Source organism: Dietzia sp. 111N12-1 (genome assembly GCF_001658045.1).
Lineage (GTDB): Bacteria > Actinomycetota > Actinomycetes > Mycobacteriales > Mycobacteriaceae > Dietzia > Dietzia kunjamensis.
On sequence record NZ_LSSV01000027.1, the window covers coordinates 87,405 to 104,537 of the forward strand.

At 71.8% G+C, this 17,133-nt stretch carries 17 protein-coding genes; 9 read left to right on the top strand and 8 right to left on the bottom strand.

Going from position 1 to position 17,133, the window contains the following annotated elements; all coding sequences use genetic code 11:
- Positions 1–61: 61 nt before the first annotated feature.
- Positions 62–667 carry a maleylpyruvate isomerase family mycothiol-dependent enzyme gene (locus tag AYO52_RS06340; protein WP_067714750.1) on the top strand — a complete coding sequence of 202 codons (606 nt, stop codon included), beginning with the start codon at positions 62–64 and terminating at the stop codon, positions 665–667.
- Here AYO52_RS06340 and AYO52_RS06345 read toward each other — a convergent pair.
- Positions 654–845: a ferredoxin gene (locus AYO52_RS06345; RefSeq protein ID WP_007633389.1), complete on the bottom strand. Its 192-nt coding sequence runs from the start codon at positions 843–845 to the stop codon at positions 654–656. The two genes, AYO52_RS06340 and AYO52_RS06345, sit on opposite strands and share 14 nt — an antisense overlap.
- 149 nt (positions 846–994) lie before the next feature.
- On the opposite strand from AYO52_RS06345, the gene AYO52_RS06350 reads away from it, so the two are divergent.
- Together AYO52_RS06350 and AYO52_RS06355 are read left to right on the top strand one after the other, a co-directional pair.
- Entirely contained in the window at positions 995–1,468 is a 474-nt protein-coding gene (locus AYO52_RS06350) for a DUF4442 domain-containing protein (RefSeq protein ID WP_067714753.1), read from the top strand.
- A gap of 93 nt (positions 1,469–1,561) precedes the next feature.
- Complete coding sequence (locus AYO52_RS06355) at positions 1,562–2,761, top strand: TerC/Alx family metal homeostasis membrane protein (protein ID WP_067714756.1); 1,200 nt, start codon at positions 1,562–1,564, stop codon at positions 2,759–2,761.
- A gap of 61 nt (positions 2,762–2,822) precedes the next feature.
- Here the strand turns inward: AYO52_RS06355 and AYO52_RS06360 are convergent, their stop codons facing one another.
- The gene (locus AYO52_RS06360) at positions 2,823–3,671 is read right to left on the bottom strand and encodes a hypothetical protein (RefSeq protein WP_227022101.1); all 849 of its coding nucleotides are present in this window, start codon (positions 3,669–3,671) and stop codon (positions 2,823–2,825) included.
- A gap of 475 nt (positions 3,672–4,146) precedes the next feature.
- Here AYO52_RS06360 and AYO52_RS06365 point away from each other — a divergent pair, with 475 nt between their 5' ends.
- Positions 4,147–4,515, top strand: coding sequence for a RidA family protein (locus AYO52_RS06365; protein ID WP_067714759.1), 369 nt, complete (start codon positions 4,147–4,149; stop codon positions 4,513–4,515).
- A gap of 15 nt (positions 4,516–4,530) precedes the next feature.
- Here the strand turns inward: AYO52_RS06365 and AYO52_RS06370 are convergent, their stop codons facing one another.
- From AYO52_RS06370 to AYO52_RS06385, 4 genes are read right to left on the bottom strand one after another with little or no spacing between them, the layout of a single operon-like run.
- Positions 4,531–5,397 carry a potassium channel family protein gene (locus AYO52_RS06370; RefSeq protein WP_067714762.1) on the bottom strand — a complete coding sequence of 289 codons (867 nt, stop codon included), beginning with the start codon at positions 5,395–5,397 and terminating at the stop codon, positions 4,531–4,533.
- A gap of 32 nt (positions 5,398–5,429) precedes the next feature.
- Positions 5,430–7,301, bottom strand: a complete 1,872-nt coding sequence (locus AYO52_RS06375) for a glycosyltransferase (protein WP_067714765.1) — start codon at positions 7,299–7,301, stop codon at positions 5,430–5,432.
- Positions 7,302–7,326: 25 nt separating this feature from the next.
- Positions 7,327–9,387: a DUF6541 family protein gene (locus AYO52_RS06380; protein WP_067714768.1), complete on the bottom strand. Its 2,061-nt coding sequence runs from the start codon at positions 9,385–9,387 to the stop codon at positions 7,327–7,329.
- Between the two features lie 5 nt (positions 9,388–9,392).
- On the bottom strand, positions 9,393–9,917 hold the full coding sequence (locus AYO52_RS06385; RefSeq protein WP_082923818.1) for a GtrA family protein: 525 nt from the start codon (positions 9,915–9,917) through the stop codon (positions 9,393–9,395).
- 65 nt (positions 9,918–9,982) lie between these two features.
- Here AYO52_RS06385 and AYO52_RS06390 point away from each other — a divergent pair, with 65 nt between their 5' ends.
- Both AYO52_RS06390 and AYO52_RS06395 read left to right on the top strand, forming a co-directional pair.
- On the top strand, positions 9,983–10,711 hold the full coding sequence (locus tag AYO52_RS06390; RefSeq protein WP_067714771.1) for a response regulator transcription factor: 729 nt from the start codon (positions 9,983–9,985) through the stop codon (positions 10,709–10,711).
- On the top strand, positions 10,708–11,820 hold the full coding sequence (locus AYO52_RS06395; RefSeq protein WP_067714774.1) for a cell wall metabolism sensor histidine kinase WalK: 1,113 nt from the start codon (positions 10,708–10,710) through the stop codon (positions 11,818–11,820). Before AYO52_RS06390 ends, AYO52_RS06395 begins: the two co-directional genes overlap by 4 nt.
- Here AYO52_RS06395 and AYO52_RS06400 read toward each other — a convergent pair.
- Positions 11,774–12,532 carry a DUF2202 domain-containing protein gene (locus tag AYO52_RS06400; RefSeq protein ID WP_067714777.1) on the bottom strand — a complete coding sequence of 253 codons (759 nt, stop codon included), beginning with the start codon at positions 12,530–12,532 and terminating at the stop codon, positions 11,774–11,776. The genes AYO52_RS06395 and AYO52_RS06400 overlap by 47 nt on opposite strands.
- A gap of 404 nt (positions 12,533–12,936) precedes the next feature.
- Between AYO52_RS06400 and AYO52_RS06405 the strand changes: the two genes are divergently transcribed.
- Entirely contained in the window at positions 12,937–13,119 is a 183-nt protein-coding gene (locus AYO52_RS06405) for a hypothetical protein (protein WP_067714780.1), read from the top strand.
- 91 nt (positions 13,120–13,210) lie between these two features.
- Here AYO52_RS06405 and AYO52_RS06410 read toward each other — a convergent pair whose 3' ends face one another.
- Positions 13,211–13,981, bottom strand: coding sequence for an ABC transporter permease (locus tag AYO52_RS06410; protein WP_227022103.1), 771 nt, complete (start codon positions 13,979–13,981; stop codon positions 13,211–13,213).
- A 103-nt stretch (positions 13,982–14,084) separates the two neighbouring features.
- Here AYO52_RS06410 and AYO52_RS06415 point away from each other — a divergent pair, with 103 nt between their 5' ends.
- Together AYO52_RS06415 and AYO52_RS06420 are read left to right on the top strand one after the other, a co-directional pair.
- On the top strand, positions 14,085–15,479 hold the full coding sequence (locus AYO52_RS06415) for a lipase family protein (protein ID WP_067714785.1): 1,395 nt from the start codon (positions 14,085–14,087) through the stop codon (positions 15,477–15,479).
- 96 nt (positions 15,480–15,575) lie between these two features.
- A complete protein-coding gene (locus AYO52_RS06420) occupies positions 15,576–17,024 on the top strand; it encodes an FAD-binding oxidoreductase (protein WP_067714788.1) in 1,449 nt (482 codons plus the stop codon).
- Positions 17,025–17,133: the final 109 nt, after the last annotated feature.

Below are 17,133 nucleotides of genomic sequence, written 5' to 3' on the forward strand. Positions count from 1 at the left end.
GCTATGCCGATTGGACTCGCGGATCCGGAGGTGGAGTAGCGGATTTTGGCAGGATGGGTCCATGACCGACTGGATCGCCCTGCAGTCCCGCGCCGCCGACCTCTACGACGAGGTCCTGCCCGCCATCACCGACTGGGACGCCGCCACCCCCTGCAGCGACTGGACGGCGCACGAGGTGCTGGCCCACGTGGTCGACGAGCAATTGTGGGTGCCGGGGTTGCTGGCCGGCGGCACCGTCGACGAGGTGGCCGACGATCTGGAGGACCGCCTGCGTCGGCTCCACGAGGCGACCGGGCCGGAGCTGGTCACCGACTGGCACGCGATCCGCCCGCCGGTGGCGGCGGCGTGGCGAGGGACCCCGGACGACGACGAGGTGCACCTGTCCTACGGGCTGGCGCCCGCGAAGCACTACCTGGCGCAACAGGTGTTCGACCTCGCCGTCCACGCGTGGGATCTCGCCGTCTCCCAGCGGATCGACCTGCGGTGGGGCGACGAGCTCGATCGGGCCGTGCTGGAGTTCGTCCGGGCAGATCTCGCCGACAACCCGGCCCCGGAACTCTTCGATCCCCCGGTGCCCGGCTACGAGGGGCCGGACGTCCCCGCCCGGGACACGGCGCTGGCGCTGACCGGACGCGATCCGGGGGCGTGGCCCGTCAGGCCTCTCTGAGAGCAGCCATCGGGCACTTCGCGACGGCCTTCCGTGCCCGCTTCTCGTGCTCCTCGGGGACCTCATCGACGATGACGCGCACCACCTCGTCGTCGTCCCCCAGCTCGAACACTGCGGGGGCGAGCCCGACGCACACCGCCTGGCCCTCGCACCGGTCCGGATCCACGATGATCCTCATGACGTGCCTCCTCGTCGTCGGCCACGATCGGTTCCGTGGTCGGACCCCTGAAGTTAGACAAATCGGTGCTTTTTGTCTAGGGAATTCGTGTTTTCGTCACCGGATCGCAGCCGCCCCGAACTGATCCGCCGGTAAGTTAAGCTCGCCCCGTGCCCAAGACGCTGCTGCACCGATACACCTCGAGCCCCCGGGCGTTCCCGGTCCTGGCCTCGCTCTATCCACCCCTGCTGGGCTCGGGGATCCGCATCCGCCACGTCGCGCCGGACTGGACCCGCGGGGAGCTCGACATGCACGTGGCCCCGTGGACGGCCAACACCAACGGCACCGCGTTCGGCGGCGCGCTGTTCGCCGCCACCGACGTGCTCTACGGGGCGCTGCTGTCCGGGCAGCTCGGCACCGGTTACCAGGTGTGGACCAAGTCCGCGACGATCGACTTCCGTACCCCCGGACGCGGTCGTCTGCGGTGCGTCGTGGAGGTCCCCCGCGTGGAGGCCGACTCCATCCGTGAGCAGCTGACCGCGCGGCCCCGGACGAGCATCGTCCACACGGCCCTGGTCACCGACGCCCGCGGCGGGACGGTCGTGGAGGCCCGGCACACGATGTCGATCCGCCGCAGGGATTGACGGGCAGCGGTCAAAACCTCCGCCGGGGGTCTCCCGCCGCCGGACACGGGTAGGATAATCCGGTCCCAGGCCCTCCCCGGAAAGGAACCCCCGTTGGGAGCCACCCCGCTCGCATGGTCGTTGTCAGTCGGCCTCATCATCGCCCTGTTGCTGTTCGACTACTTCTTTCACGTGCGCAAGGAGCACATCCCCACCCTCAAGGAGTCGGCCATCTGGTCCGCGCTCTACGTGGGGATCGCCCTGATCTTCGGCGGCGTGGTGTGGATCTTCGGCGGCACAGACATGGGCGTGGAGTACTTCGCCGGGTACATCACCGAGAAGGCGCTCTCGGTGGACAACCTGTTCGTGTTCCTGCTGCTGCTCACCAGTTTCAAGGTGCCGCGTGCGGGCCAGCAGAAGGCACTGCTGTTCGGCATCGTGTTCTCGATCATCGCGCGGACCGCGTTCATCTTCGTGGGCGCCGCGCTGCTCAACAAGTTCGCCGTCCTGTTCTACATCTTCGGCCTGTTCCTCATCGTCACCGCCGGACGTCTGCTGGCCGAGGACGACGAGGACGACGACGCCGACAACGTGGTGGTGCGCCTGGCCAAGCGATTCATCCCGGCCACCGACCACTACGACCACGACAAGCTGTTCACCATCGAGAACGGCAAGCGCGTCATGACGCCGATGATGATCGTCATGGTCGCCATCGGCGGCACCGACATCATGTTCGCGCTGGATTCGATCCCCGCGATCTTCGGTCTCACCCAGAACGTCTTCATCGTCTTCACCGCCACCACGTTCTCGCTGCTCGGCCTGCGCCAGCTGTACTTCCTGCTCGACGGCCTGCTCGACCGGCTCGTCTACCTCAAGTACGGGCTGGCCGCGATCCTCGGCTTCATCGGCGTCAAGCTCATCCTCCACGCCCTGCACGAGAACAACCTCCCGTTCATCAACGGTGGCGAGCACGTGGACGTGGTGGAGGTCCCCACGTTCCTCTCGCTGGGCATCATCGTTGGTGTGCTCGTGGTGACGGTCCTCGGCTCCCTGCTCAGCCCGGCCGGCAAGGCGCTCACGGTGCTCGGCAACCTCAAGCGACACTCGCTCGAATACCTCGACAAGGACTTCGTCGACGATCCGGTCGAGCGGGCGAAGCTGTGGGCGAAGATCGTCGAGAACGAGGACAAGCTCAAGGACATCGAGCGCAAGTACTTCGGCAGCGAGGGCGACGTGTGGGAGCTTGAGCAGCTCCTGCGGAGGGTCTGGGACGAGCAGGGCCGCTACGAGAAGGCGACCGACTACACCCGCTGACGCCGGCGGCGGGGCCGGGCCTTACCGGGGCTTCCTCACCGGGGTTCCTGACCCGGGCTCCTCACCAGGGGCTGCCTGACCACATGCCGTGCGGATCCACCGCGCCGTCCTCGCGCAACGGGGACCGGACCTCCGTCGATGGCCAGCGCGACCTCAGCACCGCCGCCGCGCGGTGCCCTTCCCCCCGACCTCCCGGAGGCGTGAGCGCGGCTGGCCCGGCAAACGGAGCGGGCACAGCGGACGGAGCGGGCGCCGCGGCCCCCTCCGGAGAGACGGGTCCTCGGACGACGATCACCGTCCATCCGGCCCGACGCAAGTGCTCCCGGTAGCGCTCGGCGGGTCTCCCGAACGACGGGGCCCGCCCGCCGGGCGTGAACACCACGCACCGGTCGAAGGGATCGGCGAGCGGCAACTCCACCGTGAAGTGCCCCAGCCGGACCGTGTGCCCGTGCCCGAACGTCCCGCACCCCGCCGCCGCCAACTCGAGCCGGGCCCGGGTCGACGCGACCGATCCCGAGAGCGGATCCGCCGCCCCGGCGACCTCACGGAAGGCCCTCGCACCACGCCCGGCGGGATGCCCGGCGGCGCCCGACAACTGGCCCGGCAGTTCGGGCAGCATCCCGCACAGCCGCTCCACCGCGACGACCGCGTCCTCGAACGACAGATCTCCGGCCAGGTCCCGGCAGGTCCGCAGCGGGGTGGTCACACGCAACCCGTCGATCTCCGTGACAGCGGACGGGGGCATCGAACCGTAGCGGTACACCCTGCCCGGACGCGACCTGCGCGTCGACGGCAGCCAGATCTCGGGTGGCGCGTCCGCGGGCGCGGAGTCGTCGCCCCACAGCAGGGCGGCGCTGCGCCCGCGCAGCACCCCTCCGGGCCAGGTCCGCGCCAGCGCGACGCTGCGCATGCGGAGATCGTCCCGTTGGTCCTCCCGCCGGTACATTCCGTGCCAGATCCGCCGATAGCGCGCGCGGTCAGCGGGATCCGGTACCGCGACGGCGAGTTCGGCCGTGGTCAGCGGGCCGGGTGGCAGAACGCCCCGTGCACCCCGTGTTCCCTGTGCGCCGCGGCGGATTCTGCCCGGTGGTGGCGGGTCGCCGGCCACCGTCTCCGCACCGCGTCCTCCCGCATCGAGGACTCGGGCACGGGACGCATCTGGGATCTCCATACCCGTCACTGTGGCGCACGGAGCCGTTGCTCTAGGGCCGGGAAGCCGCCTTCCGGGCGGCGTCTGTGGAGAACGCCACACCTGTGGAATCTCACGACCCACCGCTGTTACACGCAGCTAGCTAACTCGACTCATCGTCCGCCGAGGATCAACCTGTCACACCGACTCACAGACGGAGGAAAAGATTCAGAAGGAAATCGTCGTTCCCGAGGACATGGCCCACTTGGTGGAGCGGTTCAACTACTCACCGGCAGTGAAGGTCGGCAGCCTGATCTACTGCTCGGGCCAGGCCGGGCGGGACTCGGAGATGAACGTCATCGACAGCAGCCTCGAGGATCACTTCGTGGCGGCCTGGGAGAACCTGGGCACGGTACTCCGGGCCGGCGGGTCGGATTTCGAGCACATCGTGGAGATGACCACGTACCACGTCGGTCTCCAGGACCACCTGCCCCTGTTCCTCGACGTCCGCAGCCGCTACATCCCCCGGACGGACGTCCCCACGGCGTGGAGTGCGATCGGCGTCAGCGAGCTGACGTTCCCCGGCCAGCTCGTCGAGTTGAAGGCGGTGGCCCTGGTGCCGTGATCGACCGCCGGCCCCCTAGGGGTGGTGCTCGCGGAGATAGGCGGAGAACACCTGCTCCGGCAGACCACCGCGGTGCAGGAACTGCTGGTCCAGCGTCACCGCGAGCCGCTCCAGCGCCACTGCGAGCTGGCGGCGACCCAGCTCCACGGCGGCCGGCGACCCCGCCGGGCCGGGTTCGGACAGTCGCACCGCGCCGGCCAGCTGTCGTGGCAGCGACAGGTCCGCGAACTGCTCGCGGAAGTAGAAGCCCTCGGAGTGCTGGAAGAAGTCGATCCGGACCTCCTCGACCCTGTCGGCCACCGCCGTCAACTGCGCACACACCGGCTCCGTCGACAGGTCCGGGATCCGTCCCTGGAAGTCGACCTCGTCCAGACGCGACAGTTCCTGCGCCAACGCCCGCCGCCGCAACAAGGGCGGATACACCTGGTTGAACCAGGTCAGGGCCCCGGTGAGCAGGGCGAACCCCGTCAACGCCTGGAACGGTGTGATCCACCGGACCCACGAATCGGAGGGGACCATGTCACCGAACCCGAGGGTGGCCAGGGTGACGAACGAGAAGTACAGGGCCTCGACGAACGCCGGGAGACTGTCCGGATCGATCCCGTCGGAGTAGGTGAAGTCCGCGGGCACGTGCGGGTAATAGATCACTCCCCAGCCCAGTCCCTGGAGCAGCACCCACAGCAAGATGACCGTCACCAGGGCCGCCGGACCCACCGCGCTGCCCACCCGATGGCCCGTCGCCCGGGACACCCGCCAGATCCCCGCGAACACCCAGGGACTCAGGTACCCGGTGCCCCCGGGGTGCATCAGCGTGTGGAACACGTCCATCAACACCACCACGATGAGCGCCACGCCCACCACCGTCAGCACGATCTCGACCATCAACCCACCCTAGGCGGCGAGCGGACGGCGGGTCAGAGTCCGTACAGCCGCGCCCAGTTCTCCCGCGCGGTGAGCTCGGCCTGCGCGGCACGCCACCGCTCCTGGGCTGCCGGGGCCTCCCGGACGAACCTGGAGAGCAGTGCGACCAGCCGCTTCTGCAGCTCGGTGGCCCGCGCCGGGTCCACCTTGCGGTGGTGCACCCCCGTCTGCGAGGCGTCGGTCACGTACACCTCGTCGAACAGGGAGACGTGCCACCAGGCCGCGTCCTCGTAGGGGATCGCCACCACGCCGCGGCGCTGCCGGCCCAACTTCTGCACGAGCAGCCGCTTGGCGAGCACCTGGTCCTCGCGGTCCTCCCTCGGGATCCCCACCTTGCGCTGGACACCGACCCCGGCGGGCAGGGCCTCCACCCCGAGCTTGGCGGTCTCCGGGTACCGCGCGCGCTCGGCGCGGATCGCGGCCAGCGCGGCCTGACCGCCGTCACCGACGCCGTGGGTGCCGTCGGGCCCGTCGAGGAACGCCTCGATCCCGCGCAGGCGGGTGGCGGCGAGCCCGTACTGCATGGCCGCCACCGCGCGCAGGACGCTCCGGGCGAGGTTCTTGGCCATGTCCTTGGGGTCGATCCCCTGCCGGACCGCCGCTGTGGTCAGCGAGTTGCGCAGGGAGAAGAACTGGCCGAAGTCGTCGCCGTCCTTCCAGTAGAAGTCCGCGTGCCACACCGCCGCACCCTGCAGGGTGCACGTGGGCATCCCCGCCTGGCGGCAGCGCAGGCCGTACTCGATGTCGTCCCACTGGAAGAAGTACGGCATGGGGAGTCCGACCCGCTCCACGGCCTCGCCGGGGACGAGGCAGGACCACCACGCGTTGTACTCGGCGTCGATCCGCCGCTCCTGCCGGCCCGCGACCACCGACTCGTCACGCAGCGCGAACTCGTCGGCGTCCAACCCGCCCCGGAGCTCGTCGAGCTGCGTCCGTTCGGCCGAGACCAGCAGGTAGTCGGGGTTGAACAGGTAGAGCATCTGGGCACCCACGAGCATCGGCTCGCGGGTGACGGCGGCGAAGGCGAACAGCCGCAGTACCGTCTCGGGCTCCACCCGGACGTCGTCGTCCATGAGCAGCACGTCCACCGGCCCCGGGCCGTCCGGTGCGGTGGCCTCGTACAGTCCGCGGCTGAAGCCGCCGGCACCGCCGAGGTTGGGCTGGCGGAGGTAGTGCAGCCGGTCGCCGAACTCCTCCGCCGCGTGCCGGAACGGATCGCGGGTCTCCACCAGATCGGTGCCCTGGTCCGTGACATAGAGGTCGTCGATCAGGTCCGCGACGAGGGGATCCGAGGCCAGCGAGTCGACCGTGGCCGCACAGTCATCCGCCCGGTTGAACGTGCAGATGGCCACGGCGGCGCGGCGGGCGGGCCTCGTCGTCGTCGTACTCCACTCCACCTCCGACACCGTCGCGGGCGCGTCGACGGCGTGCACCTCCAGCCACATCGCGCCACCGTCGGTGAACGCGTCCACCGGCACGTGCAACACCGCCATGCCGTCGCCGTGGTGGTGGACCACCTCCACCGTCCGCACGTGGGAGCCGATGTCGGAGGCGCGCACCAGCACGTCGACCTGCCCGACGGTCTCCACCGACACCCGTACGGTCAGCTCCGTGACGACGGTCCAGCGCTGCCAGTAGGACGCCTCGAACCGGCCGAAGTAGGTGTTGGTGTCGACGATCGCGCCGGGCTCCAGGTGCAGCTCGGTGCGGGTGCGGCGCACCACGCCCCGCGTGATCCGCGAATACAGGTCGTCGTTGACCCACCGGCGCGGGCCGGAGAACAGGGTGCGCTGGAGCAGCAGGTCGCGCTCGGGCCGGTCGGTCCCGGTGTCGGCGTCTGTGGTTGTCACGGTGGGGGCGTCCATGGGGCGATGCGCTCCTGGGAGTCGGTTAGGCGGTGCCGTCCAGGCTAGCCCCCGGGCCGGGGGGCGCCGCCTCGACGACCGGTGAGTCGGTGTTCGGGGGTTGCCCCGGCGGTGTCACCGGGGGGATGCCGGGTGGCGGGGGCAGCGGCTGGTGGTCCGCGGGCACCGGCAGGACCTCGTACAGGCGGGCGCCGGGAGTGGCCTCCACCAGCCGCAGGTTCGGGTTGAGGTGCAGTCCGATGAACCCACCCGGCCGGCCGGGCCCGCCCACGGACTCCGTCCCGACGATCACCCAGCGCACGTCCCGGCGCTGCATCTCGCGGGTGACGGTCGGGTCGAAACCGTAGCGGTTGACCGAGGTGTACAGCGTCATGCGGTCGGCGCCGACCTGCGCGACCGGGTCGTCGGCGAGCGGCGCCCCGAACACCACCGGCACCCCGTGGAGCGCGTAGACCCAGGCGGTGCCGTCGAACGGGTCGTTCAGGGCCACCCCGCCGTCGTACCTCTCCCCCAGCGCGTCCAGCACGAGCCGCTCGTCGGCGGTGACCGCGGGCCCGTCGGCGTACCCCCAGGCGGTGAGGTCCCGCGCCATCACCGCGTGCCCGGAGGCGGTGAGCAGGGCCAGCGCAACTGCCACGGCCACGCCGACCCGGGCCGCCGGCCGGCGCAGCGACCCGCGCGGAACCAGCGCCCGCACGCCGGCCCCGGCCAGCACCGCCGAGGGCAGGACGAGCAGCGACGCGAACCGGTAGAAGTCGTCCCACCAGAAGCCGGTGAACGTCCGCACCCAGTCGCCCCGGACGGCCGCGGCCAGGACGTACAGGGTCCCGTAGACGAGGAGCGCGGCGACGGGGGCGGCGAGCGGGCGACGCCGCCGCGGGTCGGCGACCGCCGTCGCCAGTCCCACGATCACCGCCACGGCCATGCCCACCGAGGCCACCGCCGTGGGACCGAGGTCGAGCACCGCGGCGACCGCCCGCGCCACACCCACCTCCCGTGGCCACGAGAACCCGGCGAGCGACTGGGTGGTCCCGGACGACACCATGCTCACCGACCACCCGACGTACGCCCCCGCGGGCACGGCGGCCAGGACGAACGCGCCCAGCACCGCCAGCCGCGGGCGCAGGCCGGGAGCGGCGGCCAGCCCGGCGAGGGCCTGCGCGGCGAGCGGGATCGCCGCGGCCAGTGCCACCGACGGGTGCACCGACCACGCCCCGGCCATCCCGGCGCCCAGGAGCAGCGCGTGCGCGGGCATCCGGGACCGACGGGCGGCGAGGTGCTCACCCAGCAGGAGCAGTCCGGGGATCACCGCGACGCCCAGCGCGAACGGCAGTACGGGTCCGCGCACCAGGGCGAGGTACGGGAACGTCCACGCCGACGCGGCGACCGCGGCGGCCGCCACCGCCGCGAGTCGGGACCCCCCGCAGAGGCGGGCCGCCAGGACCGCGACCCCCAGCACGAACACCACCCCGGTCGCCGCGGAGACGGCGCCCAGGGCCTCCGGCAGGCCGCCTCCGGGCAGCCCGACCAGCAGCGACGCGAACGCGTGATAGGTGTCCGGGTAGAAGAAGTGCGGGTTGGCGGGCTGGCTCACCGGCGCGAGGTCGGTCAGGCCGGCCCGCCCGGTCTCGGCGATGAACCGGGTGGCGCCGCCGTGGAAGATGGCGTCCCAGCCCTGGGGAATGGCGGTGAGACCGCGGGTGGCGACGAGGATGTGGGCGACCGGGATCACCGCGAGGACGACGACGACGAGGTCCGCCACCCCCGGGCCCGGCCCGCCGCGGCGGGGGTCGTCGTCGTCCTCCCCCTCGCCACGCCGCCACGTCTCCCGGTCGGTGACCCGGGACGCGATACCCACGACGACGGCGCAGACCAGCGCGGCGAGCGCAGTCACCCCGGCCGAGACGACGCCCCAGCGCAGGTCCACCGCGGCGGTGACCGCGCTGCCGACCGCCACCACCGCGAGCGTCAGCGCCGGCCCGGCCGCCACCGCGTCCCGCCACCGGGTGCCGGCGGCCAGGCAGACCACCGCCCCCGGCAACACCACCAGCGCCACCGCGGCGAGCAGGACGAGCGCGACCGTCACGGTGCTCAGCGCACCCGGAAGATCACGGTCCGTTGGACGATGAAGTTGGTGACCGTGGCGACGCCCTGGGCGATGACGTAGGCCACGGTCGTGGCCCAGAACGGGCTCCAGTCCATACCGAGGAACCACGGTGTCAGCACCATGAACAGGCCCCACTGCACGCCGAACATCAGCGCGTAGAGGCCCATCGTGGCGATGAACCGGGCGCGCGACGGCTCGGCCTGGAACGTCCACCGGCGGTTGAAGGAGTAGGCGGTGAGCGTGCCGGCGACGAAGGACAGCGCCTTGGCCGTGCCGTAGTCCAGGCCGAGGACCCTGAGCAGCTGGAGGAGCCCGTAGTCGACGATCGCCGACAGCACGCCGGTCAGGAAGAACCGGACGGCCTGCGTCTTCAGGTCGGTCGGGCGGGCCGGGTCGGACTCGTGGCGGGCCTCGAGGGGGTCCACGGCGCCCCGCAGGGAGTCGAGGACGGAGTCCTCCGGCGGGTCCGCCGGGCTGCCGTGGATGGGTCCGCCGCTGGATGTCGTCACGCGACCAGGGTAGATCGCCGGCCGAGGGCACGGCGTCACGCACTGCCGAGGGGGACACTGGAGGCGTGAACTCCCCCGACCCCGCCGCCCGCCGCCGCGTCCTGGTGGTGGACGACGAACCCCACATCCGCCGTGTCCTGCGCGGGTATCTGGAGGCGGACGGTTTCGCCGTCGACGAGGCCGGTACCGCGGCCCAGGCCCGGGAGCTGGTGGGCGCCGCAGACCTCGTCCTGCTCGACATCGGACTGCCCGACGGGAACGGCCTCGACCTGCTGCGCGACCTGCGGGCGGTGTCACCGGTGTACGTGATCCTCGTGACCGCCCGCGCCGAGGAGGTCGACCGGCTGATCGGCCTCGAGGCCGGGGCCGACGACTACGTGGTCAAACCCTTCAGCCCCCGCGAGGTCACGGCCCGCGTCCGCGCCGTCCTGCGCCGGGCACGCGAGACGGGTCCGGTGGTGGTCGCCACGCCGCCGCTCACCGTCGGTGCGCTGACCGTGGACGTCGGGGCGCGCGAGGTCGCCGTCGACGGATCGGCGGTCCCGCTCACCCCGATCGAGTTCGATCTGCTGGCCACCATGACGGCCGCCCCGGGGCAGGTGTTCAGCCGCCGACAGCTCCTCGACGCGGTGTGGCAGGACGGGTACTTCGGGGACGAGCGGGTGGTCGACGTCCACGTGCGCGGGTTACGGCGGGCCCTCGGGGACGATCCGGCGGCACCCCGCTTCGTGGCCACCGTGCGGGGCGCGGGCTACAAGGTCCTCCGGCCGGCGGGTCACGGGGGTGCGCGATGATCCGGACCCTGCGCGGGCGATTGTTCCTCTCCCACCTCTCGGTGGCCGTGGTCGGTGTGATCGTGGTGCTGGTGGTGGTCCGGCTGACGGCTCCGATGCTCTTCGACGACTCGCTCCGGCCCGGCGGTCCCGGTGGGGTCGGTGGGGTCGGAAACCGCGGCGCCGGCCCGGGTCTGCGCTCGACCGTCGCCGACGCGGTCACCACGGCCACGGTGTGGGGGGCGGTCGCCGGCGTCGCGGTCGCGCTCCTCGCCGCCGGGATCGTGGGGAGCCGCATGCTCCGGTCGCTGGCGGAGGTGGGGGCCGCCACCACCGCGATAGCCGCCGGGGACTACACCCGCCGCATCACCCGTCCCCCCGAGCGGGAGATCGCGGCCCTGGCCGACGACGTGACGACGCTCGCCCGGACGATCGACCAGACCGAGGCGCGCCGGATGCGTCTCATCTCGGAAGTCGCACACGAGATGCGCACGCCGCTCACCGTGATCGACGGGTACGTGGAGGGCATCGCCGACGGCGTGTTCGGCGTGGAGGAGTTGCGTCACGTGCGTGCCGAGAGCGCCCGGCTCCGGCGCCTCTCCGAGGACCTGTCGACGCTGTCCAGGGGCACCGAGGGCCGCCTCGACCTCGCGCCGACGGTCACCGACCTGGCCGAACTGGTGCGCCTCACGGTCGAGCGGCTCCGGCCCCGGTTCGCCTCGACGGAGGTCGACCTGCGGGTGGAGTTGCCCGACGACGAGGTGCGCCTGACGGTCGACCCGGACCGCGTGGCGCAGGTCGTCGAGAACCTGGTGGTCAACGCACTGGCCGCCACCGAGCGCGGCCGGGTGACGGTCTCGGTGAGCGGCACCTCCGGCGGGGCGGAGATCACCGTCGCCGACACCGGCATCGGCCTGGACGACGACTCGGCCGAGCGCGTCTTCGAGCGGTTCCATCGCGGGCCCGGCGGACACGCCGGCGGATCCGGCCTCGGTCTGACCATCGGACGCCAACTGGCCCGGGCCCACGGGGGCGACCTCACAGTCGCCTCCCGGGGCCCGGGCCAGGGGTCCACCTTCGTGTTCAGCCTCGCTCGAACGCCGCCAGGTGCTTCTCCGATCCGTCCCTGAGGTGCTCGTACACCGCGTCCAGATCGGGTTGCTCGGTGGCCGCCATCGCGGCCTCGAGATCGGCGATGTCGCGTCGCTCGAGCTCGGCGCCCACCGCCAGCGCCTCGGACTTCGAGGTCAGGCCCCGCTCCAGCCAGTCGTCGTACAGCTCCTGGAGCTCCGGGTAGTCGTACACTCCCGGGGTGGAGCCGACCGACGGGTCGGGCAGGTCGTGGTTCGCGAGCAGGGTCGCCGTGGCCTCACCGTGCCGGGCTTCCGCAGCCGAGATGTTGTCGAACCGGCGGTCCGGCCACGCCTCGCCCAACGCCACGTACAGGTCGTGGGCGAGCCGCTCCTCCTCGCGCATCATCGACAGGGTCTCGGCCTCCTCGGCCGACAACGTACCGGCGGGCGCGGGGACCTCGAGCCCGTGGCCCTTCTCGCCACGCTGGCCCTTCTCGCCACGCTGGCCCTTCTCACCCTGCGGGGCCTGCTGGCCCGCTCCGCCCTGGCCCTGCCCGCCATGGCCCTGTCCGCCCTGGCCCTGCTGTCCGTGGTGCCCCTGGGGGCCTCCCGTCTGCTGCTGTGTCGCGACCGTCGCGACCCGGGTGTCCTCCGCGGGCCCGTCGGACCCGGCCAACGCGTAACCGCCGACCCCCGCCACCGCCAACGCGCCGACGGCCGCGACCGCGCCGATCGAACGACGGATCGTCCTGTTCGAGTTCGTCTTCATGATCCTCACCTCGTCCTGCCCCGCGGGGGGCCTCGTCTGCCGGTTCGTCCGACACCTCGATTCCACCGCCTCCGCATGAGGCACCCGAGAGGTCTCCGTGAGGATCCGGTGAAGATCGTCACCCACTTGCGTGCAGGTCTGCGACGTGCCATTCTTTGTCCACCGCGGGCACACCAGCCCGCTTCTGGTCGAACCGGAAACGGCACATCCGCCGACTGCGTTCGATTCCGCGGGAGCGATCCGTTCCGGCCACCCCATCTCACCCGGCGCCCTCACCACCAGGTCCGCGCCATTCCCGGGTAGCCGTCGTCGCCTCCACCCAACGCATCCGAGCACGGCTCGTCGTCTCGTCACCAGTGGACGTGGCGGCTGTGCAGCTCGCTTCCCGACCAGGAGGAATCCCCATGTCGCAGTACCGAAATCCCGCCATGAACAACGCGCCGACCGCGTTCTCGTACACGCCGACCGGCCGGGCCATCCCGCCGTCGTCGCCGCTGCGGACTCCGAACCGTCGCCCGGTCTCGCCGTCGTACACGCCCACCGGCCGCGTCGTCCTGTCGACGCCGGCCACCCGCGGCTCCGCCTGAGCGCGAGCCCACCGCACCGCTACTCGCGCGCGGCGCCCACCGTCCGGCCCACCGGCCGACAGTCGGGCGTCGTGCGCGAGGCGTCTCCCGGCTACAACCGGTCGGCGGCCACGAGACGGGTGGTCACCACCAGGGCTATCGCGCCACACGCGAGGATCCCGGTCGAGACGAACAGTTGCATCACCCCGGCCTCCCACGGACGGGCACCGCCGAGCACCATCCCGACGAACGCCCCGGGGATCGTGACCAACCCGATGGTGCGCGTCTGGTCCAGCGAGGGCTGCAGGGAAGTCGCCGCCGCCTCGCGGCACACCATCATCCGCGCGGGGATGTCCGTGAAGCCGAGCGACAGCGCGGCCTCCACCTCACCGTGACGGGTGGCGAGTTCGTCGTGCGCGCGGCGGCCGGACAGGCCCGCCACCGCCATGGCGTTGCCCAGGAAGATCCCCACCACCGGGATGACCGACAATCCGTTGGGGCGGACCACCCCGGCCGCGAGCAACCCCAGGACGATCACCGCCGCCGGCAGAGCCACCGCCACCGCGCACCACAGCGCATCACGCACGGTCACCCGCGCCGCACCAGCCTGAGGCGCGCTGCGCTGCGCCAGCCTCCGGGCCGCGGCCCACGAGGCGACGGACGCCATCACCACCGCGAATGCCGCCACCAGCCACGGCCGGTCGGCCACGTACCCGATGATCAGCGAGAGCGCCACGAGCTGGACGGCCGCGCGGATCGACGTCCACGGGATCTCCCACTCCTGCCCCGTGCCGCCCAGCCACGCCGCCGTCGCGCCGATAACCACGAACAGGACGACGGCCACCGCCAACGCCGGCCCGATCTCGATCATCGTCGACCCCACGTGGGAGAGCCTACGACCGACCCGCCCCGACCGGGAGGGTCCGGCGAGGTCGATGTGCCGACCGCCCGGTGGCCATGTCCGAGGCGCGCGATACCGTACGCGCATGAGGTCGCGGCGTCCCCTCCGTCCCGCCCGCGCAGTCGCCGCGGCAATCGTGTCCCTGGCCTGCGTGGTGGTCGGGGTCCCGTCCACCGCCGCGATGCCGGCGCCGGCGCCCGGGTCCTCGCCCGCGGCGCTGCCCGATCCGCTGGCGGCGTTCCGACCGGCGCCCCCGCACGAGCGCACGCCAGAGCGGTATCTGCCCAGCCCGTCACCGGATCCCTGGTACTCCGCACCGCCCGAGGTCGATCCCGCCACCGCCCCCGGGACGATCCTCGACACGAGGCCGGTGACGATCCCGCCGCACAACGTCCGCAACTTCGGCCGGGGCTGGCAGGTGCTGGTCCAGAGTCTCGACTCGCACGACCGACCGCAGCAGATCGTCTCCACCATCATCGAGCCGGCCACCCCCTGGGCCGGGCCGGGTCCGCGACCGCTCGTGTCGTTCAACGTCACCATCGATTCCCTCGGCCTGACGTGCATGCCGTCGCACACGCTGCCGCACGAGCTGAACCTCGAGATGCCACCGTTCCTGCAGATCCTCGCCGACCGCGGGTACGGGCTGGTCGTGACCGACTTCCAGGGACCCAAGGCCGCGTACGCGGCCGGACGGGCCAACGGCCGGGCGGTCCTCGACGGGATCCGAGCGGCCCGCGCCTTCGTCCCACCCGGAGACACCGGCCCGATGTTCGTCGACTCGCGGGTCGTCCAGGTCGGTTACTCCGGCGGCGGTATCGCCACCGGCTGGGCCGCCCAGCTGCAGCCCGTCTACGCGCCCGAGTTGACCGGTGTGCTCGTGGGGTCGTCCGTGGGCGGTGTCCCCGCCGACTACTCGGAACTGTTCGACACGATGGACGGCAACCTCGCCTCCGGGCTCTACCGAGCAGCGGTACTGGGGATCGCGCGCGAGTACCCCGAGCTGTACACACTGCTCAGCGACGCCGGGGACGTCGCCGCCCACGGGCTCCGCGACTCGTGTGCCGCCGCCAACACCGCGTCGGGGCTGTTCCCCGTCCCGCTGGCGACGCTGATTACCACCGACCCGCGGACTGACCCGACCGTGTCAGAGGTGCTCGCCCGCAACCGGCTGGGCACCGCCGACCCGGCCCACGGCGCGGACCCGCGCGAGGTGCCGACCGGCCCGGTGCAGGTGTGGCACGGGGACGCCGCCGCGCCGATCGGGCCCGGCCCGGGCTCGTCGCGGGGTCCCGGAGACCCGTTCGTCCCCGAATGGACGGCCCGGCAGCTGGCCGACGAGTGGTGCGCGGCCGGTGCCGACGTCGAGTACACGCCCGTTCCGGGCGAGCACATCCTGGCCGCCTACACCGCGGTGGGCCCGGCGCTCGACTGGGTCGACGACCGCGCCCGCGGGGTCCCGTTCACCACCGGCTGCCGATAGCGTCACCAGCGGTCGGGCGCGCCGGGGGCGTTGCGGACGTCACGCCGGGGCCGTCGCGGGGTGGGTCGGGAGCCGCTGAGCGGTACCCTCGACCCTGTGAGCACCGCCCAGAACTCCTCCCCGGCCCAGTCCGCCCTGGACACCGAACTCAAGCGCCTCACCGGCTGGGGGCGCACCTCTCCCGCGATGAGCCACGTGCTCACCCCACGGTCCGTGGAGGAGATATCGGCAGCCGTGGCGGCGGTCAACGACGCCAACGCGTCGAGCCCCGCCCACCTGCACCGCGGCGTGGTGGCCCGCGGGCTCGGTCGCTCCTACGGCGACAGCGCCCAGAACTCCGGCGGTCTCGTGCTGGACATGAGCCACTTCAACCGCATCCACGAGCTCAACGCCGAGAAGGCGCTGGCCGTGGTGGACGCGGGCGTGAACCTCGACCAGCTCATGCGCGCGGCCCTGCCGTTCGGCCTGTGGGTTCCGGTGCTCCCGGGCACCCGGCAGGTCACGGTCGGCGGCGCGATCGGTCATGACATCCACGGTAAGAACCACCATTCGGCCGGGTCCTTCGGCAACCACGTCACCCGCATGGAACTGCTCGTCGCCGACGGCCGGGTGCTGACCCTGGAGCCGAGCGGTACCGCCGACGACCCGGAGGGCACCCTGTTCTGGGCCACGGTCGGCGGCAACGGCCTGACCGGCGTGATCCTCAAGGTGTGGATCGCCATGACCCGCACCGAGACCGCCTTCTTCCTGGCCGATTCCGATCAGACCGGGTCGCTCGACGAGACGATCGCCCTGCACACCGACGGTTCCGAGTCGAAGTACACCTACTCCTCGGCCTGGTTCGACGCGATCAGCGCGCCGCCGAAGCTCGGCCGGGCAGCCGTGTCCCGCGGGTCGCTGGCCACCCTCGCCGAACTCGAGGAATACGCGCCCAAGCTGGCGAAGAACCCCCTGGCGATGGACGCCAAGCCGCTCATCACCTTCCCGGACATTTTCCCCAACGGGCTCGCGAACAAGTACACCTTCGGCCCCATCGGCGAGGTGTACTACCGGCTCGGGGTCACGTCCCGGAACCAGATCAAGACGCTGCCGGCGTTCTACCACATGCTCGACCTGTTCTCCGAGTGGAACCGGGCCTACGGGTCCAAGGGATTCCTGCAGTACCAGTTCATCGTCCCGCCCGGCGAGGTCGAGGGCTTCAAGGAGATCATCGGCGACATCCAGCGCTCGGGGCACTACTCGTTTCTCAACGTCTTCAAGCTCTTCGGCCCGGGAAACCAGGCGCCGCTGTCCTTCCCCATGGAGGGATGGAACGTCTGCGTGGACTTCCCGATCAACAGCCGGCTCAACACGTTCGTCAACGAACTCGACGCCAAGGTCATGTCGATGGGCGGCCGCCTGTACACGGCCAAGGACTCCCGCGTCCCGGCCGAGCGCTTCCACGCGATGTACCCTCGGATCGATTCGTGGATCGCCACCCGCCGGGGGATCGACCCGAACGGCGTGTTCGTCTCCGACATGGGGCGTCGCCTCGAGCTGATCTGACGGTCGACCGGGGCGGGGCCTCCCCGCCGCCGCCGCCCGGCTCCACGGCCGCGACGCGCCTCCGCCGGGGGACCGCCGGCGGGGGCTACACACGACCCCGGCCCGGCGT

Excerpts from the sequence above, each read along its gene's own strand:
- AYO52_RS06405 (WP_067714780.1), top strand. The coding sequence starts at position 12,937 with ATGTCGCAGTACCGAAATCCCGCCATGAACAACGCGCCGACCGCGTTC.
- AYO52_RS06395 (WP_067714774.1), top strand. The coding sequence starts at position 10,708 with ATGATCCGGACCCTGCGCGGGCGATTGTTCCTCTCCCACCTCTCGGTG.
- AYO52_RS06365 (WP_067714759.1), top strand. The coding sequence starts at position 4,147 with ATGGCCCACTTGGTGGAGCGGTTCAACTACTCACCGGCAGTGAAGGTC.
- AYO52_RS06340 (WP_067714750.1), top strand. The coding sequence starts at position 62 with ATGACCGACTGGATCGCCCTGCAGTCCCGCGCCGCCGACCTCTACGAC.
- AYO52_RS06370 (WP_067714762.1), bottom strand. The coding sequence starts at position 5,397 with ATGGTCGAGATCGTGCTGACGGTGGTGGGCGTGGCGCTCATCGTGGTG.
- AYO52_RS06375 (WP_067714765.1), bottom strand. The coding sequence starts at position 7,301 with ATGGACGCCCCCACCGTGACAACCACAGACGCCGACACCGGGACCGAC.
- AYO52_RS06415 (WP_067714785.1), top strand. The coding sequence starts at position 14,085 with ATGAGGTCGCGGCGTCCCCTCCGTCCCGCCCGCGCAGTCGCCGCGGCA.
- AYO52_RS06345 (WP_007633389.1), bottom strand. The coding sequence starts at position 845 with ATGAGGATCATCGTGGATCCGGACCGGTGCGAGGGCCAGGCGGTGTGC.
- AYO52_RS06400 (WP_067714777.1), bottom strand. The coding sequence starts at position 12,532 with ATGAAGACGAACTCGAACAGGACGATCCGTCGTTCGATCGGCGCGGTC.
- AYO52_RS06360 (WP_227022101.1), bottom strand. The coding sequence starts at position 3,671 with ATGCGCAGCGTCGCGCTGGCGCGGACCTGGCCCGGAGGGGTGCTGCGC.